The sequence below is a fragment of the Streptomyces solicamelliae genome (assembly GCF_045348655.1).
Classification (GTDB): Bacteria; Actinomycetota; Actinomycetes; order Streptomycetales; family Streptomycetaceae; genus Streptomyces; species Streptomyces solicamelliae.
In genome coordinates, this window is the sequence record NZ_CP160404.1 from 125,337 (window position 1) to 144,919 (window position 19,583).

At 68.6% G+C, this 19,583-nt stretch carries 19 protein-coding genes and 4 pseudogenes; 12 read left to right on the forward strand and 11 right to left on the reverse strand.

Going from position 1 to position 19,583, the window contains the following annotated elements; genetic code table 11:
• Positions 1-530 precede the first annotated feature (530 nt).
• The 3 genes from ABZO31_RS00585 (at position 531) to ABZO31_RS00595 (ending at position 2,847) form a co-directional block, all read left to right on the forward strand.
• On the forward strand, positions 531-938 hold the full coding sequence (locus tag ABZO31_RS00585) for a hypothetical protein (RefSeq protein WP_406858809.1): 408 nt from the start codon (positions 531-533) through the stop codon (positions 936-938).
• A gap of 329 nt (positions 939-1,267) precedes the next feature.
• On the forward strand, positions 1,268-2,206 hold the full coding sequence (locus tag ABZO31_RS00590) for a MerR family transcriptional regulator (RefSeq protein ID WP_406858810.1): 939 nt from the start codon (positions 1,268-1,270) through the stop codon (positions 2,204-2,206).
• A 74-nt stretch (positions 2,207-2,280) separates the two neighbouring features.
• Positions 2,281-2,847: a GNAT family N-acetyltransferase gene (locus ABZO31_RS00595; RefSeq protein ID WP_406858811.1), complete on the forward strand. Its 567-nt coding sequence runs from the start codon at positions 2,281-2,283 to the stop codon at positions 2,845-2,847.
• Between the two features lie 34 nt (positions 2,848-2,881).
• Here the strand turns inward: ABZO31_RS00595 and ABZO31_RS00600 are convergent.
• Positions 2,882-3,131 (reverse strand): annotated as a pseudogene (locus ABZO31_RS00600) (IS256 family transposase); the annotation flags it as partial.
• A 253-nt stretch (positions 3,132-3,384) separates the two neighbouring features.
• Between ABZO31_RS00600 and ABZO31_RS00605 the strand changes: the two are divergent.
• A pseudogene (locus ABZO31_RS00605) lies at positions 3,385-3,800 on the forward strand (transposase); the annotation flags it as partial.
• Here ABZO31_RS00605 and ABZO31_RS00610 read toward each other — a convergent pair.
• The 3 genes and pseudogenes from ABZO31_RS00610 to ABZO31_RS00620 all read right to left on the reverse strand — a co-directional run bounded on the left by ABZO31_RS00610 (position 3,789) and on the right by ABZO31_RS00620 (position 5,509).
• Positions 3,789-4,145, reverse strand: coding sequence for a hypothetical protein (locus ABZO31_RS00610; RefSeq protein WP_406858812.1), 357 nt, complete (start codon positions 4,143-4,145; stop codon positions 3,789-3,791). The pseudogene ABZO31_RS00605 and the gene ABZO31_RS00610 overlap by 12 nt on opposite strands.
• Positions 4,146-4,665: 520 nt before the next feature.
• Positions 4,666-4,996: pseudogene (locus tag ABZO31_RS00615) on the reverse strand (transposase family protein); the annotation flags it as partial.
• Between the two features lie 261 nt (positions 4,997-5,257).
• Positions 5,258-5,509: a hypothetical protein gene (locus ABZO31_RS00620; protein ID WP_406858813.1), complete on the reverse strand. Its 252-nt coding sequence runs from the start codon at positions 5,507-5,509 to the stop codon at positions 5,258-5,260.
• A 13-nt stretch (positions 5,510-5,522) separates the two neighbouring features.
• Between ABZO31_RS00620 and ABZO31_RS00625 the strand changes: the two genes are divergently transcribed.
• The gene (locus ABZO31_RS00625) at positions 5,523-5,654 is read left to right on the forward strand and encodes a hypothetical protein (RefSeq protein WP_406858814.1); all 132 of its coding nucleotides are present in this window, start codon (positions 5,523-5,525) and stop codon (positions 5,652-5,654) included.
• A 39-nt stretch (positions 5,655-5,693) separates the two neighbouring features.
• Here ABZO31_RS00625 and ABZO31_RS00630 read toward each other — a convergent pair whose 3' ends face one another.
• The 3 genes from ABZO31_RS00630 to ABZO31_RS00640 form a co-directional block, all read right to left on the reverse strand.
• Positions 5,694-6,491 carry an SMI1/KNR4 family protein gene (locus ABZO31_RS00630; protein WP_406858815.1) on the reverse strand — a complete coding sequence of 266 codons (798 nt, stop codon included), beginning with the start codon at positions 6,489-6,491 and terminating at the stop codon, positions 5,694-5,696.
• A 226-nt stretch (positions 6,492-6,717) separates the two neighbouring features.
• Positions 6,718-7,809 (reverse strand): PP2C family protein-serine/threonine phosphatase, encoded by a 1,092-nt coding sequence (locus tag ABZO31_RS00635; protein WP_406858816.1) that lies wholly within the window; start codon positions 7,807-7,809, stop codon positions 6,718-6,720.
• A 1,031-nt stretch (positions 7,810-8,840) separates the two neighbouring features.
• Entirely contained in the window at positions 8,841-10,667 is a 1,827-nt protein-coding gene (locus ABZO31_RS00640; RefSeq protein ID WP_406858817.1) for a thiamine pyrophosphate-requiring protein, read from the reverse strand.
• A gap of 922 nt (positions 10,668-11,589) precedes the next feature.
• Between ABZO31_RS00640 and ppk2 the strand changes: the two genes are divergently transcribed.
• Together ppk2 and ABZO31_RS00650 are read left to right on the forward strand one after the other, a co-directional pair.
• Complete coding sequence (gene ppk2 / locus ABZO31_RS00645; protein WP_406858818.1) at positions 11,590-12,582, forward strand: polyphosphate kinase 2; 993 nt, start codon at positions 11,590-11,592, stop codon at positions 12,580-12,582.
• A 200-nt stretch (positions 12,583-12,782) separates the two neighbouring features.
• The gene (locus ABZO31_RS00650; protein ID WP_406858819.1) at positions 12,783-13,061 is read left to right on the forward strand and encodes a GlsB/YeaQ/YmgE family stress response membrane protein; all 279 of its coding nucleotides are present in this window, start codon (positions 12,783-12,785) and stop codon (positions 13,059-13,061) included.
• Here ABZO31_RS00650 and ABZO31_RS00655 read toward each other — a convergent pair.
• Positions 13,016-13,288 (reverse strand): FAD-dependent oxidoreductase, encoded by a 273-nt coding sequence (locus tag ABZO31_RS00655; protein ID WP_406858820.1) that lies wholly within the window; start codon positions 13,286-13,288, stop codon positions 13,016-13,018. The two genes, ABZO31_RS00650 and ABZO31_RS00655, sit on opposite strands and share 46 nt — an antisense overlap.
• Positions 13,289-13,429: 141 nt before the next feature.
• Here ABZO31_RS00655 and ABZO31_RS00660 point away from each other — a divergent pair, with 141 nt between their 5' ends.
• On the forward strand, positions 13,430-14,959 hold the full coding sequence (locus ABZO31_RS00660) for an FAD-dependent oxidoreductase (RefSeq protein WP_406858821.1): 1,530 nt from the start codon (positions 13,430-13,432) through the stop codon (positions 14,957-14,959).
• A 76-nt stretch (positions 14,960-15,035) separates the two neighbouring features.
• Here the strand turns inward: ABZO31_RS00660 and ABZO31_RS00665 are convergent, their stop codons facing one another.
• The gene (locus ABZO31_RS00665; protein ID WP_406858822.1) at positions 15,036-15,326 is read right to left on the reverse strand and encodes an SDR family NAD(P)-dependent oxidoreductase; all 291 of its coding nucleotides are present in this window, start codon (positions 15,324-15,326) and stop codon (positions 15,036-15,038) included.
• A 31-nt stretch (positions 15,327-15,357) separates the two neighbouring features.
• Positions 15,358-15,477, reverse strand: a pseudogene (locus ABZO31_RS00670) (SDR family NAD(P)-dependent oxidoreductase); the annotation flags it as partial.
• A 271-nt stretch (positions 15,478-15,748) separates the two neighbouring features.
• On the opposite strand from ABZO31_RS00670, the gene ABZO31_RS00675 reads away from it, so the two are divergent.
• A complete protein-coding gene (locus tag ABZO31_RS00675; protein WP_406858823.1) occupies positions 15,749-16,117 on the forward strand; it encodes a hypothetical protein in 369 nt (122 codons plus the stop codon).
• A 256-nt stretch (positions 16,118-16,373) separates the two neighbouring features.
• Here the strand turns inward: ABZO31_RS00675 and ABZO31_RS00680 are convergent, their stop codons facing one another.
• Entirely contained in the window at positions 16,374-16,784 is a 411-nt protein-coding gene (locus ABZO31_RS00680) for a hypothetical protein (protein WP_406865222.1), read from the reverse strand.
• Between the two features lie 712 nt (positions 16,785-17,496).
• Between ABZO31_RS00680 and ABZO31_RS00685 the strand changes: the two genes are divergently transcribed.
• From ABZO31_RS00685 to ABZO31_RS00695, 3 genes are all read left to right on the forward strand, one after another.
• Positions 17,497-17,736 (forward strand): hypothetical protein, encoded by a 240-nt coding sequence (locus tag ABZO31_RS00685; protein WP_406858824.1) that lies wholly within the window; start codon positions 17,497-17,499, stop codon positions 17,734-17,736.
• A gap of 5 nt (positions 17,737-17,741) precedes the next feature.
• Entirely contained in the window at positions 17,742-17,885 is a 144-nt protein-coding gene (locus ABZO31_RS00690; RefSeq protein ID WP_406858825.1) for a hypothetical protein, read from the forward strand.
• 453 nt (positions 17,886-18,338) lie between these two features.
• On the forward strand, positions 18,339-19,517 hold the full coding sequence (locus tag ABZO31_RS00695; protein ID WP_406858826.1) for an alginate lyase family protein: 1,179 nt from the start codon (positions 18,339-18,341) through the stop codon (positions 19,515-19,517).
• Positions 19,518-19,583: the final 66 nt, after the last annotated feature.

A 19,583-nucleotide genomic window follows, 5' to 3' on the forward strand; every position in this document is an offset into this window, starting at 1 on the left:
AACGTCGAGACCGTGAACCAGTTCTCCGGGTCCGCCGCCGTGATCGCTCCCGTCCGCGAACGGGATGCGGTCACGACGGCGGTGTCACCATCCGTGGCAGCGTCATGGGCCTGCAGGCAGGAGGCACCTCAGCGCAGTGTGCTCCCCGCCGGACCCAGGCCCGCTCCAGGGCGAGCTCGGCGCGGTGGACGTGCGTGAGCTCGTCGCGGCGAGTCTTGGCGTGGGGAGATCCACACCGATCCCACGCGCCGGCAGCCCCCGCAACGACAGCTGCGGTCCAGCGCTTTGGGTGAAGGATCCCGCCCCATGCGACGGACTTTCTCCGGCAGACAGCACACGCGCTGCTTGGCGAGGAAACATCGACGAACCGCTGCCAGTGGGCATCACAGCTCGCCGAGCACAGACCCTGCGGGCTTGTACCGCCCGGACCAGCCTCGTGGGCAACGTCACCCGCAAACAACGTCCTCGGGCGCTACCGTCAGGCGACTTCTCCATCGCCCAGCGAGGATCGGAAGTCACAGGACTCGACTGTGGTGCTGCGCGAGGCGCTTGCGAAACCCGACGCTGAGAACACCTATGCAGCCCTGGCATACGCGAATGACTTCGGCGCCGACGTTGCCCTTCTGCCGCTCCTGGTGGACATGGCAATGAGTATCCGCTACCTGCCAGACGCCCGACGAGCCATCGCAAGCATTCCACGTCCCGAATTGGTTCCTGCGCTCGAAGCAGTCTTCGAGACGAAGCTCCAGGCGTTGCAGGGCTGCGACGACGATTACTACGCCAGATGGGCGGAGCTCTTGGTCCATCTCCATGCCTGGCCCATGCTCGCCCGCCTCGCCGAGCGTGCTCGTACCAGCGGCCACCCTGATGTGCAGGAGACAGCCGAGTGGATCACCACCGAATACGGCCCCATGCTCGCCGCGCAGGAGTGGACGTAGGCGTGGGTGGCATGGCAGGAGCCGACCGGGCAGAGAGCGAGGCGGAGGGAGCGGCGCTGCACCGTGCCCGGAGCGGCGGAAACACGCACTTCGACCTGGTCGCGGGCGCGGCCTCCGATCCGGACGTTACGCGTCGGCGTGATGAGCACCCTCAGCACTACCTTCCGCGCAGGGGATCCCTCACGCGCCCTGAGAATCTTGGTCAGCGGCACATTCGACGAGGCGCCCGGAGGTTGAGGAATTGTCAAGACTTGTGGATGAGGAGTGGTTGGCTGCTGGCAGGCATAGGGGCTTGAGTCTCCAGTAGGGGGAGACGCAAAGGTGGGGGCATGGACGGCGACACGCTCTACTCGATCGGCGAGCTCGCTCGGCGGACCGGTCTCACGGTCAAGACCATTCGGTTCTACTCCGATCGCGGAATCGTGGCGCCGACGGACCGCAGCCCGGCCGGCTACCGCCTCTACAACATCGACGCCGTCGCACGCCTGGACCTCGTGCGGACCCTGCGCGAGCTGGGACTGGACCTTCCCACGATCCGCAAGGTCGCGGACCGCGAGCTCTCGCTTCCCGAGGTCGCCGCGGCGCACGCCGAAGCACTGGCAGTGCAGATCCGCGTCCTGCGTTTGCGGCGCGCGGTGATGACGGCGGTGGCCGAGCGCGGGTCCACACCTGAGGAGACGGAACTCATGCACCGGTTGGCCCAGCTCTCCGAGGACGAACGCCGACGTCTGATCGGCGATTTCCTCGACGTCGTCTTCGGCGGTCTTGACGCCGCCCCCGCATTCGCGGGGGTCATGCGCTCGATGACGCCCGAGTTGCCCGACAACCCGGAGGCGGAGCAGGTCCAGGCATGGGTGGAGTTGGCCGAAATGTCCCTGGACCCGGATTTCCGCGCCGCCGTGCGGCGGATGGCCGAGGACCAGGCAGCCGAGCAGGCCCGAAGCGACACGATGGGCCCGCGCCGCGACATCGCCGCAGTCGTCCGTGACCAGGCCGGCCCGGCCCTGACCGCCGGCATCGACCCGGCCTCGCCCCAGGCCGATCCGATCGTCGCGGCGTTCACGGCGCACTACGCGCGCCTCCTCGGCCGCCCCGACGACGTCGAGCTTCGCCGCCGGCTGGCGACTCGGCTGGAGAGCGTGAACGACCCCCGCAGGGAGCGATACCTCCAGCTGCTCGCAGTGGTCAACGGCTGGCCGGCCCCGGAGAGTCTGGCGCCGGTGTTCGACTGGTCCGTCCAGGCTCTGCACGTCCGGACACAGCGATGACGGGGTGGTCGCAAGGCGGCATGGGCCGGACGCGGCTGGCGTCGGGTGAAAACGCCGCCGCATATGATCGGTTGGTGAATGCCCCCGTCGTACTTCAGGTGGCCACGACGCCGGCCTCTCCCACTCTCGTTCTTCGCCCCTGGCGCATGGAGGACGTTCCCGCGTTGGTCGAGGTGAGCCGGGATCCCGCATTGCGCCAGTGGGCGAGCTCTGTCGTGGACAACGACGCTGACGGGGCACGGTGGGTACAGGCCCAGCAGCGGGGCTGGGCAGAGGGGAGCCGGTTCGGCTTCGCCGTCCTTGAGGCACAACCCGGTTCAGTTTGCGAACAGTTGGTGGGCAACGTGGTCCTCAAGGAAGTCATCTCCGGCAAACCGGCGGCCGAGGTGGGCTACTGGACCGCGGCGCACGCTCGCGGGCGGGGAGTGGCCCCCCGCGCTCTGGAAGCACTCACCAGCTGGGCCTTCGACACCTTCGAGGGCGACGGGCTGGAGAGTCTCGAACTCCTGCACCAGGTGGACAACCTGGCATCGTGCCGGGTTGCGCAGAAGAGCCGGTACGACTTCGACAGCATCCTGCCCGCGGCGCCGCCCTCCTTCCCCCGCGATGGCCACCTGCACGTACGGCGCACGGGTGCCTGAGATCCTCCCGGCTTCTGCGGACGGCTGAGGCTGCTCACGCCGCGAGGGTCTCGGGGCGTTCGACGAGTCGGCCGCGTTCGAAGCGGGCCCCGGCACGGACCAGAGCGACGAGGTGGGGTGCGTTCACGGGCCCGCCATCGGGCCTGGGCGGACTCGACCAGCTTGAAGACCATGGCCAGCCTGGCGGCCCGGCTGCCGGCACCCTTGGTCCGCAGCCGCACGGTCGCGAAGGTCGACTCGATGGGATTCGTGGTCCGCAGATGGACCCAGCGCTCGGTGGGGAAGGCCTTTCTCCACTTGCATCCGCACGCCATCTCCCCCTTCGGGTCCGCCCCAACCGCCCTGGCCGAGCCTCAAGTGGCGCGTGTCTCCGAACTGCTCCACCAGATCGACATGCCCGCACTCCTCGCCGCCCTGCCCGCCGACGACCGTGACGCCGCGTCCTCGATCGGCCAAGGGGCCGACATCACTGGCGGCCTGAGAGCCTATCTGCTGCAGCATTTCAATGCCTTGCGCGACTTCTACCTCGACGCGCCGCTTGGCATCTCCGGTGCGAACATGCACGACAGTCTCGGCCTGCAGCCGCTCGTTCGAGGGATCCCGCCCATTCGCTCCCGCCGCGGGCCACGGCGCCGACGTCCGGTGAAGCTCCACGCGGACAAGGGCTACGACTACGACCACCTCCGGCGATGGCTCCGCGGGCGGAGGATCCGGCACCGGATCGCCCGCAAAGGTGTCGGGTCCTCGCAGCGTCCGGGCCGCCACCGCTGGCTCGTCGAACGAACAGTCTCCTGGCTGTCCGGCTGCCGACGCCTCCACCGCCGCTACGAGCGCAAGGCCGAACACTTCCTCGCCTTCGTCGACATAGCCGCAGTCCTCATTCCCACCGCCGACTCCAATCGGTGAAGTCGGCCACCGAGCAGGGACATGTGCCTTCGCGGTCATCCAGGTAGGACAGTCCTGCGCGCTGGAGGTCGCCACATGAAGGCATCGGCAATCTCGCCCTGGAGTGGGTCCTCCTGCCACGTATCGGTGATGTCGGTCCAGTTACGGACGATGGCCTTGCTCACTGCCTTCGGCGCCTCGCGTTCGTAGACGAGATCGAAGCAGTAGACACGGCCGTCCTCATCGATGCACTGGCCGAACTCGAGGTCACCGCCGTCTGGGAAGAGATTGACCAGCACGGTCGTCGCCGGGTCGAGTCCCTGATCTGCGAGGAGACTCCTGATCCGCTTCCAGCCTTCGAGCGTACTCGTGCGCAGGAGGTGCGTGTATTGAACATGTACGGCCTGAGACATGGAAACCGATCTTGCGTCACCGGCGCCGGAAGCGCCAGCCCTCATGAGCCGGACAGCGTCCAAAGGAAACGACGTCTAAAGACTGTCCCGCAAAGGGCCGGTGGGACGAGGGCCACCTGAAGGCGCCGATGCCGGCCCGGTGGATAGCGTGTAGGGGGTTCATGGAGGCATCGGCTCTGGCTCTTCGTCGAGCCGGACGGTGAGGACTACTGGCTGGAACCCGGGGAGGTCCTCACGGTCGCTCCGGAGGTCGAGGGGATCGATGTCTGGTTCTCTACCGCTGTCTGCCAGGAGGGCATCACGGTGTGGCTCTACGAGGACGGTGACCCGACCAAGGTCGTCCTGGAGTACACAGTGACTGACGCGGACGGCACACGGCTGGAGTGTGGGCACCAGAGACCCCCGAAGCCGGCGGGCTCCAGCGCGGCCGAGCCGGGCTGAAGCCCTCGCTCATGGGTCAGCGCAAGATTGCGCAGCTGGGCAATATGCCCAGCATGGCTGAAAATTCCCCTGCCTTGCAGCTCGTTGCGGTTGCCGGGCACGGGCCGGCCGACGCAGACACAAGACGTGAGTCGGCATCGATGACGACCTGGTGGTTGGTCGAGTAGCGGTAGTTCTTGGACTGCGCCGCGACGCTGTGGTCCCGTGTCGGCACCAGGGTGCCGTCCACGATCAGCACCGTGTCTCTGCGGAGGCGGCTCCGCGGCCGCAGCGCAAGGCAAGGGTCCGAGCCGGCTCGCCATCCGGCCCGCGGCCCACTTCGAGATCCCGAACAAGGGAGCCACCTGCCGCAAGGTCAGGTTCGTCCGCCGGAACGCGGCAACCAGCAGCACCCGGTCTTCCAATAGCAGACATCAAGATCATCTCAGTCGTGGGCCTTGCTCCATACACGGTCCAGACCTACGCGCCCTGCTCCGCCGGCCGAGGTCAGTAGGCCAGCGGTCCAGGCTCCGGGCCTCACGGCACGACCGTACTTGCGGGACAGGCCTTGGAAGTCTCAACGGCCATAGCAGGATCTGGGCGGTCTGAAGGTTCCCCGGGCACCAAGGATGGCTTGCTGTGCCGGGCCGTACTCATGGACGTCCTGGACACGGCCCGATCGCCACCGGCGTTCACGACAGCGTCGCCATCGCGGGCACCCTCGACCGGGGGTAGGACTCGAACTTGCCGTACCCGATCAAACCTTCGAGGTCGACGAAGGAGCTCTTCGATCCCGCCCCACGCGGGGGGGCGGGATCGTCGCCGGCGAGCGCCGAGACCGGGATCGCCGTGACCTCGGCGATGCCGAGTTCGGTGGCGTACGGCTCTTCGATCCCGCCCCACGCGGGGGGGCGGGCCTGGGCGGCGCGACGGTCGGCGTGCAAGGTCCGATACGAGGTGGACCTTGGCGCGCTCGTCGAATCGTACGGGCGGGATCTCTACGAAGCACTCCGGCAGGCCGGCGAGCGCGGCAAGCAGGTCGAAGATGTGCCGGATGGCGAAGCCGACGAAGCGCCCGGTGTGGAGTGACGACGTCGACCAGGCTGGGGAGGCCATGGGCGGCGCGGTTCAACCGACTTCCCGGTAGTTCATGAACCAGTGGGTGTCGAAATAGCGGGCCATCGTGAAGGGGTGGTCCGGGTCGTCGAGGATGCGGCAGACGAACTCCGCGGTCTGGTGGTCGAAGGGGACGTCCTCACCGTCGAAGGACTGGACCACGACGGGCCAACGGTCGGGGTCGTCGCCGTCGGTCCTCCAGCAGTACAGGTCCTCGTGCTCTGTGCCCGCCCAGATGAGCAGCCCGTCCTCCCGGAGATGCGTCCACGGCTCCTGGTTCAGGTTCAGGAAGCCGTCGAAGGCGCCCTCACCGAACGTCTCGACCATGCGCTTGTAGTCGCTCGGCAACGCGGTACCCAGGCGCGACTCCACCTCCGCCCAGTCCACCTCCGTCAGCTGGGCGGGCGGCGTCCAGCCGGTGATCCGGATGAGCCTCTGCGTCCAGTCGACGTCCTCGCCTGGAGCGATCTCCAAGGGTGCGGGCACCTCCCGGCGAGCGACCACCAGCACCGGCCGCTCGGTTCCCTCCGAGTCACGCGCCGTACCCGTGCCCACCCACTGATCCCCGTACGCCCACGCCCGTATCGTCACGGCCCGGTCCTCGAAGGGGACCAGGAGAGCCGCGCCCCGGGACTCATCGACCGCCGGGTCGGTGGCGCCGTCGAGGACGAGGGTGCGCGGGGCGCCGTACCTGCTGTCGAGCAGGTCGGTCAGGTCCTCCACGTTCACGTCGCCGGGCAGGTACATGCAGCCGCCCCCTGGTCCGAGTCGGGCCAACAGGTCGCTGACGGTCGCTTGCGTAAGCTCCATGGCGGACAGTGAAGCCCATCGCACGCTCCACGAGCCACCTTCGTTGCCGACGGAGCGAGTGGGACTCGCGCTGGTCGGCCGGGCAGGTGCTCGGCCGGCTGCCGAGTCGGGCTTCGGCGCGGGAAGGATGACGTTGTCGCGCAGGGTCATGGCACAACGGGTGGAGCTGGACGAACCAGCGGCTCGGGGTGCGCGGCGGGGCGGGTCGCTCGTGGGGGGCCTTGTCTCAGGGGTCGCGGAGGCGTACGGCGAGGGCGGCGATGTCGTCGTCCAGGCGCCCTCTGGTGTAGCGCTGCAGGTCGCGGTGAAGAGCCGCGAGCAGTTCGCGGGGCGGTGTCGAGGGTTGGCGACGCATCCAGGCTGCCAGCGGGAAGAACTCGCCGTCGCGGGCGCGGGCCTCGGCGATTCCGTCGGTGTAGAGGAGCAGCAGGTTGCCGGGGGCGAAGACGAAGCTGTCGACGTTCCAGTGCTCGCCGATCAGGTCTGCGAGGCTCAGGAGCGGTGAGGGGGTGGAAGGCTCGAGGGCGCGGAGTCTTCCGTCGTGCAGGAGCAGCGGTGGCGGGTGTCCGCAGTTGAGGATGTCGATCCGTCCGCCCTCGTGCGGGATCTCGGCGACGAGAGCGGTCGCGAAGCGCTCCATCGGCCCGTCGGGGGGAAAGGCGGCGTTGTACCGGGTGCTGCTGGCGTCCAGTCTGCGTGCGACGTTCACCAAGTCGGTCTCTCCGTAGGCCGCCTCCCGGAAGGCGTTGACGATCGCCGCGGCCGCCCCGACTGCCGGCAGGCCCTTGCCCCGTACGTCACCGATGAGCAGCCTGACCCCGTGCGGCGTGTCGACCACCTCGTAGAAGTCGCCGCCGATGCGGGCCTCCGCCGCGGCCGCGAGGTACAGGGACTCGATCTCGACGTCCCGGAAGCGGCGTGGCATCGGGCTCAGCACCACTTGCTGGGCCGCGTCGGCGACGAGCCGCACCTGGAAGAGGGTGCGCTCCCTCTGCAGCCGGAGGTGGCTCCCGTACGCGGCAGCCACCGTGACCGCGATGATCCCCGCGGCCGTCCACCACGTTCCCAGGTCGGGGAAGACGAAGCCGAGGCCGATCATCAGCATGAGGCAGACCGTCCCCAGCAGGACGGTGGGGAGGACCGGCCACATGGCGGCTGCCAGGGCCGGCGCGGCGGGCAGGAGGCGGCTAAAGGCCATTTCCGGCGGGGTGGCGTAGGCCAGGCTGGCGATCACGACGGTCAGAAAGATCGGCGACAGCCGCACGAGCCACCCCCGGCCGGGGCGCCGAGGGAGCCGCGGCCGTTCGGACTCGATCACGCATACCAGCGTATCTACACAATAGGTGCATTACATCCCGACGCGCACAGTCCAGCTCGCAGCAGGCGGGTGATGACGTGGAGGTCCCGGGCACGGCCGAGACGGGGCCGAGTGGGCTGGGCGACGAACCGACTGCCCTGGATCGAGGCCATTCCCTGCAGGGACGGATCATGGTCCGCCGTCGGCACCGCTTCACCCGAACGAAGCCAGGGGCGGTACGCCTTCTCGGGACGGCCTCTGTGCACGGAGGGCTCGCCCGCCAGGCCGGCAACGAATCCGCAGCCACGCTTCCCTCGGGGCGCCGACCTCCCTGGGCCGTGAAGCCGACCAGCGGCAGGAGGGGTGCGCTGTCACGGATGACGGTGAGCGACGGGTCGGCGAAGGCAGGGATGGAAATCGAGGACCGACTCTGGAAGGCGACCTGGGGATCATCAGGAGCCCGATCGACGCCCTGGGCGTCAACTACTACCGACCCGAGGCATGGACGCCCACTGGGCAGGGCCCGAACACTCTCACGCCGCGTCGTACTCGTGCGGATGCCTCCGCGCCACTCGATCGTCGCCGAGGCCGAGCCGACGAGCGCCCCAACATCGCCCATCCCGCGCGCGGCGAGAAGTTCGATCAGGTCCAGTCGCCACGAGCAATCCCGAGCTTCGGCCGCCCATGGTCACCCGCCGGTCGCCAGTAGCTGAGGGCACGACGATCACCGCGTGTCCACGACGGCGCCGGTGCGGGATCGGGTCCTGCGTGCGTGCGGGTTGGCGACAGCTGCGTGCAGGCACGTCCCACCGCCCTGACCTGCAAGAAAGGGGAGCGTTGCGGTACGTCCCGCCAGACGGGAGCAGCGGCCGAACGGACGAGTTCATGGAGGCGGTCCACGCCCGGGTGGAGGGTCCCGCGTGACATTTCACCGCTCGACTTCGGCTGCGGTGCGTGCCGCCTCACGCGCCCAAGAACCTCGCCTCACCAACGCAAGGGTCGCCAGGACGGGCTGCGGCTGGGGAGAATCTGATGCGGGATGGAGGCACGAGTCATGCGCTGTCCTTGGCACCCGGCCGTTCCTCGCGATGCCGACGGCAGGGCAGGAACTCCTGGACCTTGGCCTTGAAGCCCTGGCGGATCATGGCAGCCCGGTCGCTGTCCCCCTTGAGGACGGACGCCGCCGCGGCCTCGATCTGGTCGAGCGAGGCATGCGGAGGGATCGGAGGCACAGCCGGGTCGGTGACGAAGTCCAACACACAGGGCTTGTCGGCAGCCAGCGCGGCCTGCCACGCATCACGGACCTCCTCGGGCTTCTCGACACGGATGCCTTCCAGACCGATCAGCTGGGCGAAATCGGCGTACGGGACATCCGGGATCGATTGGGAAGGCAGGAACTGCGGCGCGCCGGACATGGCGCGCATCTCCCAGGTGACCTGGTTGAGGTCCTGGTTGTTCAGGACGGCCACGATCAGGCGGGGATCCTCCCACTCCTGCCAGTACTTGGCGACGGTGATCAGTTCCGCCATGCCGTTCATCTGCATCGCCCCGTCGCCGACCAGCGCGATCGCAGGGCGGTCGCCGTGCGCGAACTTGGCCCCGATGACATACGGAACGCCCGGCCCCATGGTGGCCAGAGTGCCGGACAGCGAACCCCGCATCGCGCCGCGGAGCTTCAGGTGGCGGGCGTACCAGTTCGCGGCGGACCCGGAGTCGGCGGCCAGGACGACGTCCTCGGGGAGCAGGTCGCTGAGCGCGTGGGCGACGTATTCGGGGTTGATCGGATCGGCATCCACGGCGGCGCGCCGCTGCATGACGTCCCACCAGTGAGCGTTGTCATTTTCGATCTTCTTGCGCCAGCCCTCGTCCCTGCCGCCCGCCTTCAGCAGGGGCAGCAGCCGCTCCAGGGTCTCGCGGGCGTCACCGACCAGGTTCACCTCGAACGGATAGCGCAGCCCGACCATGTGCGGGTCGATGTCGATCTGTACGGCCCTCGCCTGTCCGAACTCCGGCAGAAACTGGGTGTACGGGAAGGACGAGCCGATCACGAGGAGCGTGTCGCAGCTCCTCATCATGTCGTAGGACGGCCGGGTGCCGAGCAGTCCGATGGAACCTGTGACGTACGGCAGGTCGTCGTCAAGGGCATCCTTGCCGAGCAGTGCCTTGGCAACGCCGGCGCGCAGCCGCTCGGAGACCGCCATGACCGCCTGGCGGGCGCCACGGGCGCCTTGGCCGATAAGGATCGCCACCTTGTCACCCGCATTGAGCACCTCGGCGGCACGCTCCAGGTCCACATCACTAGGCACCGGAGCGTACTGCGGCATGCCGAGGCTGGAGGGGACCATCTTGAAAGCATGCGCGGGCGGCGTGTAGTCGAGTTCCTGCACGTCGGCGGGGATGATGACGGCGGTCACCGACCGTCGCGCCATTGCCGTGCGCATAGCACGGTCGATCACGTTGGGCAGCTGCTCGGGGACGGTGACGGTCTCGCAGAAGTCAGAGGCGACGTCTCCGTAGACGGCCATCAGATCGACCTCTTGCTGGTACGAGCCGCCCATGGCGCTGCGATTGGTCTGCCCCACGATGGCGACGACAGGAACGTGGTCCAATTTGGCGTCGTACAGGCCGTTGAGCAGGTGGATCGCACCCGGCCCCGAGGTGGCGGCGCACACCCCGACCTTGCCGGAGAACTTCGCGTAGCCCACTGCTGAGAGCGCTGCCATCTCCTCGTGGCGCGCCTGCACGAACCGCGGCTTGTCGTCGGCCCGCCCCCAGGCGGCGAGTAGCCCGTTGATGCCGTCGCCGGGATAAGCGAAGACGTGCTCCACCTCCCAGTCACGCAGCCGCTGGAGGACATGGTCGGAGACCTTGATCGACATGACGTGGAACCTTTCGGCAGTGAGTGAACCGGGCGAGGCGGCCTTCCAGCGGGTCGCCGTGAAACACGCTGAAGGCGCGCCGTCTCGGTACTGGTGTCTCAGAGCGCCCGGGCGGTGTCAGCGCAGCGGCCCCGCGAGGCCGGTCGTCGCGTGGCGGGCGGACGGGACGGGCGAGCCCAGGCGCTGGGCAGCGTGTGTATGGCATCCGGGGCCCAGGCCTCCCCTGCTTCCCCCTCGAACCCTCCCAGCGCTTTCTCCAGCTCTGGCTCGATCCGCCTCTAGCTCTGACTCGATCCGCGCGGCAAGATCACTACGGGGCCCGTGGTTGGTCCAGCCAGACTTCAGGCGCGGGTGCGGGCCGTCGCCAGCACGGGTGCTCGCGTCGGCGGACGGCGTCTCGCCCGACCGTGCGCCTCGAACCCCGTAGTGGAGCGGGGGCCCATGTCCGCGTTGCTCGGCGGGGTCACCTCTCTCACCTCCTCGGCAGTCGGCCGACCGACTGCGCGTGACCGGCGCCTACCCGGGCTGACGTCCCTGAACCGAAGCTGCCTTCCAGGCCCACCGTCGCTGCCTCGTGACGTCCGTGGAGCGCCCGCCTGCCCAGGTATCGCGGATCCGATCGAGCGAAGGTTCGTGGGCACCCGACCGTGTTTCCCTGTGACCGGTCACAGGTCGAACCGCCGCCCCCGACTCGCGGCTTCTCCATGTCCAACCGGGCGCCGGGTCGGCGCGCCGCCGAGAGACTGACTGGCGCGGCGCGGCGCAGCTCCCGCGACGCCCGAGGCCGGGGCCAGCGTCGGGTGGCCAGCGATCCTCAGCCCCGGGAGGCCGAGGGCAGGAGAGGGGGAGATGCTGGTAGACGGGCCGGACGCGAAGGGTAAAACAGGATGGAGCGAGGGGCTGTGAGTGGGGCAGGTGCCGGATGGTCGACGTGAGTGGTCTCGGCGGTGAGGAATGCGGACAAGACCCGCCAGCCGAGCCGGACCTGCTTGCGGGGCTCAGCGTGGACTCCAGCCGGCCCGAACAGCCCGTCCTGCTCAGCGCAGCCGGCGAACCCATCCGGACGTGGCAGGAGAACTACCCGTACACCCGTAAGGTGCGCCGCGCCGAGTACGAGCGGCAGAAGCGCATCCTGCAGATCGAGCTGCTCAAGCTCCAGCGCTGGGCCAGACGCTCCGGTGCCAGGATCGTGGTGCTGTGTGAAGGCCGTGATGCCGCCGGCAAGGGCGGCACGATCCAGCGTTTCACCGAACGTCTCAACCCACGCAGCGCCCGGATCGTCGCCCTCGACAAACCGACCGAGCGCGAAGCCGGGCAGTGGTACTTCCAGCGTTACGTGGCCCACCTGCCGGCTCCCGGCGAGCTCGTCTTCTTCGACCGCTCCTGGTACAACCGCGCCGGAGTCGAGCGAGTGATGGGCTTTTGTACCGACGAGGAGTACACGCTCTTCCTCCACCAGTGCCCGCTGTTCGAACGCATGCTGGTCGAGGACGGCCTCCACCTCGTGAAGTTCTGGTTCTCCGTCTCCCGCTCCGAGCAGCGCACCCGCTTCGCCATCCGCCAGGTCGACCCGGTGCGGCAGTGGAAGCTCTCCCCCACCGACCTCGCCTCCCTCGACCGCTGGGACGACTACACCACCGCCAAGGTCGTCATGTTCAGGGAGACGGACAGCGCGCACGCGCCATGGACCGTGGTCAAGAGCAACGACAAGCGGCGCGGCCGGCTGGAGGCCATGCGCAGCCTTCTGTCCCGCATCGAGTACGCGAACAAGGACGCGGCGGCGGTCGGTACGCCCGATCCGCTCATCGTCGGCGCGGCGGACACGCTGCTCGAACCGGGCGAGGAGACGACGGATCTCTCGCCGACACCGCTGGCCCCGATGCGGGGAGGCCCGGGCGAACACCCGTCCCCCTGAACGGCCGGACTGCGTTTGTGCGCTGCTGTGGCCATCACCCGGCGCCCGCCCGGGAGCGGCACGGCGGATCATCCGTCCCTCACGCAAGCACAGACGTCCTGACGGGGATCCGGTTGGGTGTCCTGCAGTGTTTAGAAGCGGCGGAAAAGTAAAGACGACTTCCTGACATCCCTCATATAACACGAGGTGGGAGACGCGTTATGAGCATCATTGCTTGGATCCTCATCGGACTGCTCGCCGGCCTCATCGCCAAGGCCCTCATGCCGGGCAAGGACCCGGGCGGCTTCGTCATCACCACGCTCATCGGCATCGCGGGAGGCCTGCTCGGCGGCTGGCTCGGCAAGGTCATCTTCGGAGTCGACTCGATCGACGGCTTCTTCGACCTCTCCACCTGGGTCGCCGCCATCGTGGGGTCGGTCATCCTGCTGGCCTTCTACCGCCTCTTCATCGGCAACCGGAGCTCCCGCCGACACGCCTGATTCCCACAGGGCCGCAGGCCGGGCGCATGGTGGACGCCTACCGGATACGCGCCTCGGGCGATGGCGTCGTCGAAGCTGCGTGCGCTCAGCACATCGTGTCCGGTGAGCTGATATTCGCCCGCGATCCGACGCGTCTTCCGGACACCGACCTGGACGCCGCTCTGGAGGACGTACGACTCGGCGAACCCTGGCACGCGGCTGCGAAGAAACCTGGCGATCTGCCCCATCTGGCGGTGGGCGAGGAACTCGGCGCGGGTGAGGTCCCAGACACTGGTGCCGATCGCCTCGGTGACGCGGGTGGCGTCGGCCTGTCAGCCCGGCGCGGCAGGCAGGAGACCGGTTTCACTGTGAAATGGGAGAGGCCCTGAATGACACAACTGCCCGGCACTTACGAGTCGTACTGGATGGAGACTGGGACAGGGCCCGAACATCCCGCCCTGGCCGATGGTCTGGAAGTCGACGTCGCGGTGGTCGGCGCTGGTGTTGCCGGCATCTGCACCGCCTGGGAGCTGGTACGCGCCGGGCGCCGGGTCGCCCTGCTCGAAGCCGACCGCGTGGCCGCGGGAGTCACCGGCTACACCACCGCGAAGCTCTCCGCACAGCACGGCCTCCTCTACGCCCAGCTGCGCAAGTCGTTCGGTGTGGAAGGAGCGCGGCAGTACGCGCGTTCGCAGCAGGAGGCCGTTGAGTACGTCGACCGGGTCGCGGCGGAGCTGGGGATCAACTGCGAGCTGGAACGGCTCCCTGCATACACGTACGTGGAGTCGGCGGACGCGGTCGACCAACTGAGGGCCGAGGCGGACGCGGCACGCGAGGCCGGGCTGGCGGCGTCGTTCGTCTCGGAAACCGGTCTGCCGTATCCCGTCGCGGGCGCGGTCCGGGTGGACCACCAGGCACAGTTTCATCCGCGTAAGTACTTGCTGGCTCTGGTCGCCGACCTCGTCGGGCGGGGCGGGGTCGTGCACGAGCGTACGCGGGTCGTCTCACTCGACGAGGGCGAGCCCTGTCGGCTCACCACCGAGGGCGGGGTCGAGATCGTGGCACGGGACGTCGTCGTGGCCACGCACTATCCCGTCTTCGACCGTGCCCTGCTGTTCTCCCGGCTCGAACCGCACCGTGAACTCGTGGTCGCGGCGGTTCTTCCCACCGACCACGACCCGCAGGGCATGTACCTGACCCAGGAGCAGAACACCCGTTCCGTGCGGACGGCTCCGTACGGTGAAGGGGAGAGGCTGCTCATCGTCACCGGGGAGAAGTTCAAGCCGGGTGTCGGGGACGTGAGCCAGCGCCACGAACGGCTCGCAGCCTGGACCATGGAGCGTTTCCCGGATGCGCGGATCACCCACAGGTGGGCGGCGCAGGACAACACGACCACGGACAAGGTGCCCTTCGTGGGGGCATTCCACCCCGGCTCCGAGCACGTGTACGTGGCCACCGGGTTCGGCGGCTGGGGTATGAGCAACGGCGCTATGTCCGGCCGGCTCATCAGCGCGCTGATCACGGGTGGCAAGGTGCCTTGGGCCTCCCTCTACGACCCGCGACGCCTCCACGCCCGCGAGGCACCGTCGCTGCTGAAGGCGCAGGGGTCGGTTCTCAAGCATTTCGTGGGCGATCGGTTGCGTACCTCCCATGCCGACAGCGTCGAAGAGATCAAGCCGGGAACGGGAGCCCTCGTACGGATCGAAGGGCGACGGTGTGCGGTCTACCGCGACGAGAGCGGAGCGGCGCATGCCGTGTCCGCACGTTGCACCCACCTTGGCTGCCTCGTGCACTTCAACGACGCCGAGCGCGCCTGGGAGTGTCCCTGCCATGGGTCCCGGTTCGCCATCGACGGCTCCGTGCTCCAGGGCCCCGCTGTCCGCCCCCTCGAACCACGGCCCCGCCCTCAGACCGACTGACCGCTCCACGCGGCGCCACTCACTGCCGCCGCTCACGCGGGCCGCGCTACCTACGGGAAGGGGCCGGGCGCCCCCCTCACAACGGCGGGCAGCTGGGCCGGTAGGGGCTGGCGATGCTCTGACTCTGTGCGTTCGCTGGGCTACCCGAATGTTCCGCGTGGCACTTCCGTCGCATGCCGTGAAATGCGCCTAGCACGTTGACCTCCCACTGCCGGCGCAGGTCGCCCGACGGTATCTGGTCGAGGCGGCCGAGAACGCCCACGCCCGCCGCGTTCACCCAGACGTCGATGCGGCCATAGCGGGCGAGCGCGGTCTCCGCGATCCCGATCATGGCGTCCGGATCGGCGACGTCCGCGGTGACGGCCACTGCCCCCCGCCCGAGGATGGGCGGAGGCGCACTGCCGCGCGACGTCCTCCAAAACGTCGTTGCTGTGTGCCGTCACAACGATCCTCGCGCCCCGCCGCGCAAAGGCCTTGGCGACGGCGCGTCCGATTCCGCTCGACCCTCCGGTCACCACGACGACGGTCCCGGGCTCTTCGTCCGCTGGAAGTTCCTCACCGCCTGCTCGCCACCCATTTCGCCGGTTTCATTCCGGAGCCTCCACACCGCCTCGAAACGCCGACCGGGTGGGCGCTGTGTCCGGCCGTGTCGGTGTGGTCGCAGCGTTCGGACAAGGACGTCAGCGACGTTGCCGTACCGGCCGACTGTTGCATCGGCGGACCAGGGTGAATCGGGGTACGGTGAGTAGGGAATAGGCGTTTCTCTGCAACGGACAGGCAGGTCTGCTCATGGCCGAGAAACCGAGACCGAAATCCTCGAAGCCGTCGCAGCCCGGCCATCACGGATGGTCGCCCGATGTGGATGAGACGCGGCAGCAGGACAATCCCAGTGCTGAACGTTCCTTCCACCCCGAGAAGTACGCCCCTCCTCCCAGCAAGGGACGTCAGGTCTCCAAGGAGGAGACGCGAGAGGTCCCTGGCGACACCGTCCGCCACGACGGCCGACGCGGCGAAAAGCAGGGCAGTACGCCCGAGAAGGGTATGCACGACACCGGTCCACGGGGCCGCTCCAAGCGCCCCAGCGGCACCAAGGACGACTCCGCCTTCACCGGTGTGGACCCCGACGAGCCGCGCACCGGCCGCCAGCGCCCAGGCTGACCTGACGAACTGGCTTCGCCGCCGCGGACCCCGGGCTTGCCTGGCCGCGCACCGTAAGTAGCTGCCGACGCGCAGCCGGTACGTCGAATCCGCCGCGCCGCCGTTGTAACGGCGCTCACCTGTTCTTCGCCGCAATATGGCGTCGGAGCCGCCTCCGAGGGCAGCACGCTGGGGTCCGGATCGTGTTCTTCGCGACCGCGCTCGGCAGCATCCTGATCGTCACCTACGTCGAGGTGGACAGTGGCGTCCGTTGGTGTCAGGCGACTGTGATGCCGGAGAGGACGCTCTGCAGCCGACGGATCGCGTCTTCGGCTTCCGTGTACTGCTGGGGTTCCGGGGTGACGGCACCAAAGGTGGAGTTGTCTTCGGCGGGCAGGGCGCGCCAATGCAGGATCGGCGTGAGAATGGTTGCAGCTGCGCCGAGGAACCAGGCCAGGCGTCCGTGGACGTGAGCGAGGGCGATGGCTACAGCGGCGATCGCTTCGCGCAGGTGTGCCAGCCGGTCAATCGCAGGCAGCATCTCCTGGGACTGCGCAGCTCCGATGGCGGCTTGCAGGTCGGCGGCCGTCTCCTGAGCAACGGCGCCGTCATGGGGCGTGGGGACCCACGCCCCATGACGGATGAGCCGGCCGGCTTCCTCCGCAAGGTCATCGATGGCAGTCCGCATGTCCACACGCGGCACTGTATGCGGTGACAGGCCCGGCGCACCTGCAGGAGCGTGCTGAGCAGCCCGAGCCAGCCCAAGCCGCCACGCGTCCCAGCCATCTCGGTGCTTCTGCGGCTCGGAGCGGCCTCCGCTCACGCAAAGGGGTATACCGCGGGCGGGGGCCGCACCAGTGCCTCTGCCCGCTCCGCCGGCTCACACATGCACGGCCATCCTTGCCGCTCGTACCACCGCCGGGCTCGACTGCCTTGCAGGACGTGCAGCCGATCAGGGTGCCCCTCGTGGTTACACCGCTCACGCAGCTTACGGAGCACGGCAGTACCGATGCCGCTGTCCTGCAGGTGAGAGAGCAAGTCGGCCAGCCGCAGCCTCACCTAGGGAAGGCCGCCTCGCAGCGAGGCGGCAGAACCGTCCAGCGGCAGCAGTGCCAGCGGACGCCGACGAGGTCTACCAGGAAGCCAACCGGAGCAGGGCCTCAAGCGGTCTTGGGTGCCGTACGCCGTCTGTGCCTGCCGCTGACGCGCCGCAGTCCGGTCCAGACCGACCGTTGATCGGTGAGTATCGCCAGGAAGTGCGGGATACGGCATGACCCTCAGGGTCAGCCGGATCGCATGGACACCACCACCGAAACCACGCCGCTGCGCGCCGTCGCGCTGGTCAGCACGTTTCCCCGCCACGGAAGGGGTCCGGCTCGCAGTCACTGGGCGAGCAAACCATGTCTGACCTGGCCGATCACGGCGTGACCGGAAAGGTGATCCGGATCGCCAACCACGACGTCAAACCGGGTGTCGAGGTCGACATGGGAGATGGCGTCGCCTTGCCGGAGATCCGCGGCACGATTCTGGGCTGCGACATCCTGGTCCTGTCCACGCCGATCTGGCTCGGCCCTCCCCCAGCCTCGCACAGCGTGTCCTGGAACGCCGCGACGCCGAGCTCGGCGAGAGCGACGACGTAGGCCGCATGCTCGCGTACGGTAAGGCCGTCGCGGTCTGCGTCGTCGACAACGAGGACGGCGCCCACCATGTCAGCGCTGAACACGCCACGGACACCCGGCGGTCCCCGGCCGGGATCCACCAGCCCTCGGTGATCCAGGCATCACGGTGACGCTCGATGCCCTGCCGAGCAACACGGATGCCCTCCACCTCGACGAACCTCTTGGCCTAGGAGTCAGAGCGGACGGTGCGACCGGGATGGGCGATGCTGGAGGGGCGATGCGGGAGGGGCGGGGGCCCTCATGGTGCCGGAGTCTTCTGGCGAGGCCGGTCTCGCCTCGGGCGGGCGCCGGCTCGTCGGCCGACCCGCCGGCAAGCCCGCCGGCTTGCGGGCAAAGGGCGCAGGCACGCGGGACTTGCGGTGCGGACAGCGCCGTGCGCGTCAGTGACGTGACCTGACCTCACCGCCGGCGGGATGTCAGCGCTCTCGTCGGGCTCGTCAGACCGGGCGACTACTTCCTTCACACCTTGACGGAACGATGGTCCAGACCTATGGTCTCCGCTCAACGCGCCTGTTCCTCACGGCGCTTCACGTTCCCCCACGAGAACGGAAGGCCCCCCACCCATGCGCAGAACCGGACTTCTCGCGGCCGCTGCCGCCCTTGTCGTCGGTGTCCTCGTCTGGCCGTCCGCACCCGGTGCCGACGCGGCACCCGCCACGTTCACGCACCCTGGAGTCGCCGTCTCCAAGGGGCAGTTGGACTTCGCCAGGTCCAAGGTCCTCGCCGGCGCCCAGCCCTGGAAGGGCGCCTACGACCAGATGATGGCGAGCAGGTACGCCGGCCTCAACCGCACCCCGAAGCCCCGCGCCGTCGTGGAGTGCGGCTCCTACTCCAACCCCAACTACGGCTGCACCGACGAGCGCGAGGACGCGATCGCCGCGTACACCAACGCCCTCGCCTGGTACATCACGCGTGACGCACGCTACGCGCAGAAGTCCATCCAGCTGATGGACGCCTGGTCCGCCGTCATCACCGACCACACCAACAGCAACGCCCCGCTGCAGACAGGCTGGGCCGGCTCCTCCTGGCCCAAGGCCGCCGAGATCATCAAGTACACGTACACGGGAGGCTGGCCGAACTCCGCGCGGTTCGCGACGATGCTCCGCAATGTGTATCTGCCCGAGATCATCAACGGCTCCCATTCCAACGGCAATTGGGAGCTGTCGATGATGGAGGCCGCCATCGGCATCTCCGTGTTCCTGGAGGACAGGGCGTCGTACGACAAGGCCATGGCGAAGTTCCGCACCCGCACCGCCGCCTACGTCTATCTCGAGTCCGACGGCGCGCTGCCGAAGACCGTGCCGAGCCAGAACCTCGACACGCGGGAGAAGATCGTCAAGTACTGGCAGGGGCAGTCGACCTTCGTCACCGGCCTCACCCAGGAGACCTGCCGCGACTTCACGCACACCGGCTACGGCATCTCCGCCATCTCGCACGTCGCCGAGACCAGCCGGATCCAGGGCCAGGACCTGTACGGTACGGACGTCGGCGAGCGGCTGCGGCACGCGCTGGGGTTCCAGGCCAAGTACGAGCTCGGCACGGCCGCACCGACCTGGCTGTGCGGCGGGTCCCTGCATCTTGGGCTCGGGCCTGTCACCGAGGTCGGCTACAACGCGATGCACAACCGCCTCGGCCACGCCATGACCAACACCGAGACGCTGACGAAGCGCAACCGTCCGGCCGGCAGCAACAACCTGTTCGTCGCCTGGGAGACCCTTACGCACGGGGACAGTCCCTCCTGAGCCCGTCGCCCCCTTGCCGTCGGGCACGACGGCGTCACGCCCGGCCGCCTGGCACGATGCCTCAAT

Bases quoted from the DNA above. Each gene is read 5' to 3' on its own strand.
- ABZO31_RS00680 (WP_406865222.1), bottom strand. From the start codon at position 16,784: ATGCGGACTGCCATCGATGACCTTGCGGAGGAAGCCGGCCGGCTCATC.
- ppk2 (WP_406858818.1), top strand. From the start codon at position 11,590: ATGGTCGACGTGAGTGGTCTCGGCGGTGAGGAATGCGGACAAGACCCG.
- ABZO31_RS00660 (WP_406858821.1), top strand. From the start codon at position 13,430: ATGACACAACTGCCCGGCACTTACGAGTCGTACTGGATGGAGACTGGG.
- ABZO31_RS00655 (WP_406858820.1), bottom strand. From the start codon at position 13,288: ATGGGGCAGATCGCCAGGTTTCTTCGCAGCCGCGTGCCAGGGTTCGCC.
- ABZO31_RS00610 (WP_406858812.1), bottom strand. From the start codon at position 4,145: ATGTCTCAGGCCGTACATGTTCAATACACGCACCTCCTGCGCACGAGT.
- ABZO31_RS00650 (WP_406858819.1), top strand. From the start codon at position 12,783: ATGAGCATCATTGCTTGGATCCTCATCGGACTGCTCGCCGGCCTCATC.
- ABZO31_RS00675 (WP_406858823.1), top strand. From the start codon at position 15,749: ATGGCCGAGAAACCGAGACCGAAATCCTCGAAGCCGTCGCAGCCCGGC.
- ABZO31_RS00690 (WP_406858825.1), top strand. From the start codon at position 17,742: ATGCTCGCGTACGGTAAGGCCGTCGCGGTCTGCGTCGTCGACAACGAG.
- ABZO31_RS00685 (WP_406858824.1), top strand. From the start codon at position 17,497: ATGTCTGACCTGGCCGATCACGGCGTGACCGGAAAGGTGATCCGGATC.
- ABZO31_RS00695 (WP_406858826.1), top strand. From the start codon at position 18,339: ATGCGCAGAACCGGACTTCTCGCGGCCGCTGCCGCCCTTGTCGTCGGT.
- ABZO31_RS00630 (WP_406858815.1), bottom strand. From the start codon at position 6,491: ATGGAGCTTACGCAAGCGACCGTCAGCGACCTGTTGGCCCGACTCGGA.
- ABZO31_RS00640 (WP_406858817.1), bottom strand. From the start codon at position 10,667: ATGTCGATCAAGGTCTCCGACCATGTCCTCCAGCGGCTGCGTGACTGG.
- ABZO31_RS00590 (WP_406858810.1), top strand. From the start codon at position 1,268: ATGGACGGCGACACGCTCTACTCGATCGGCGAGCTCGCTCGGCGGACC.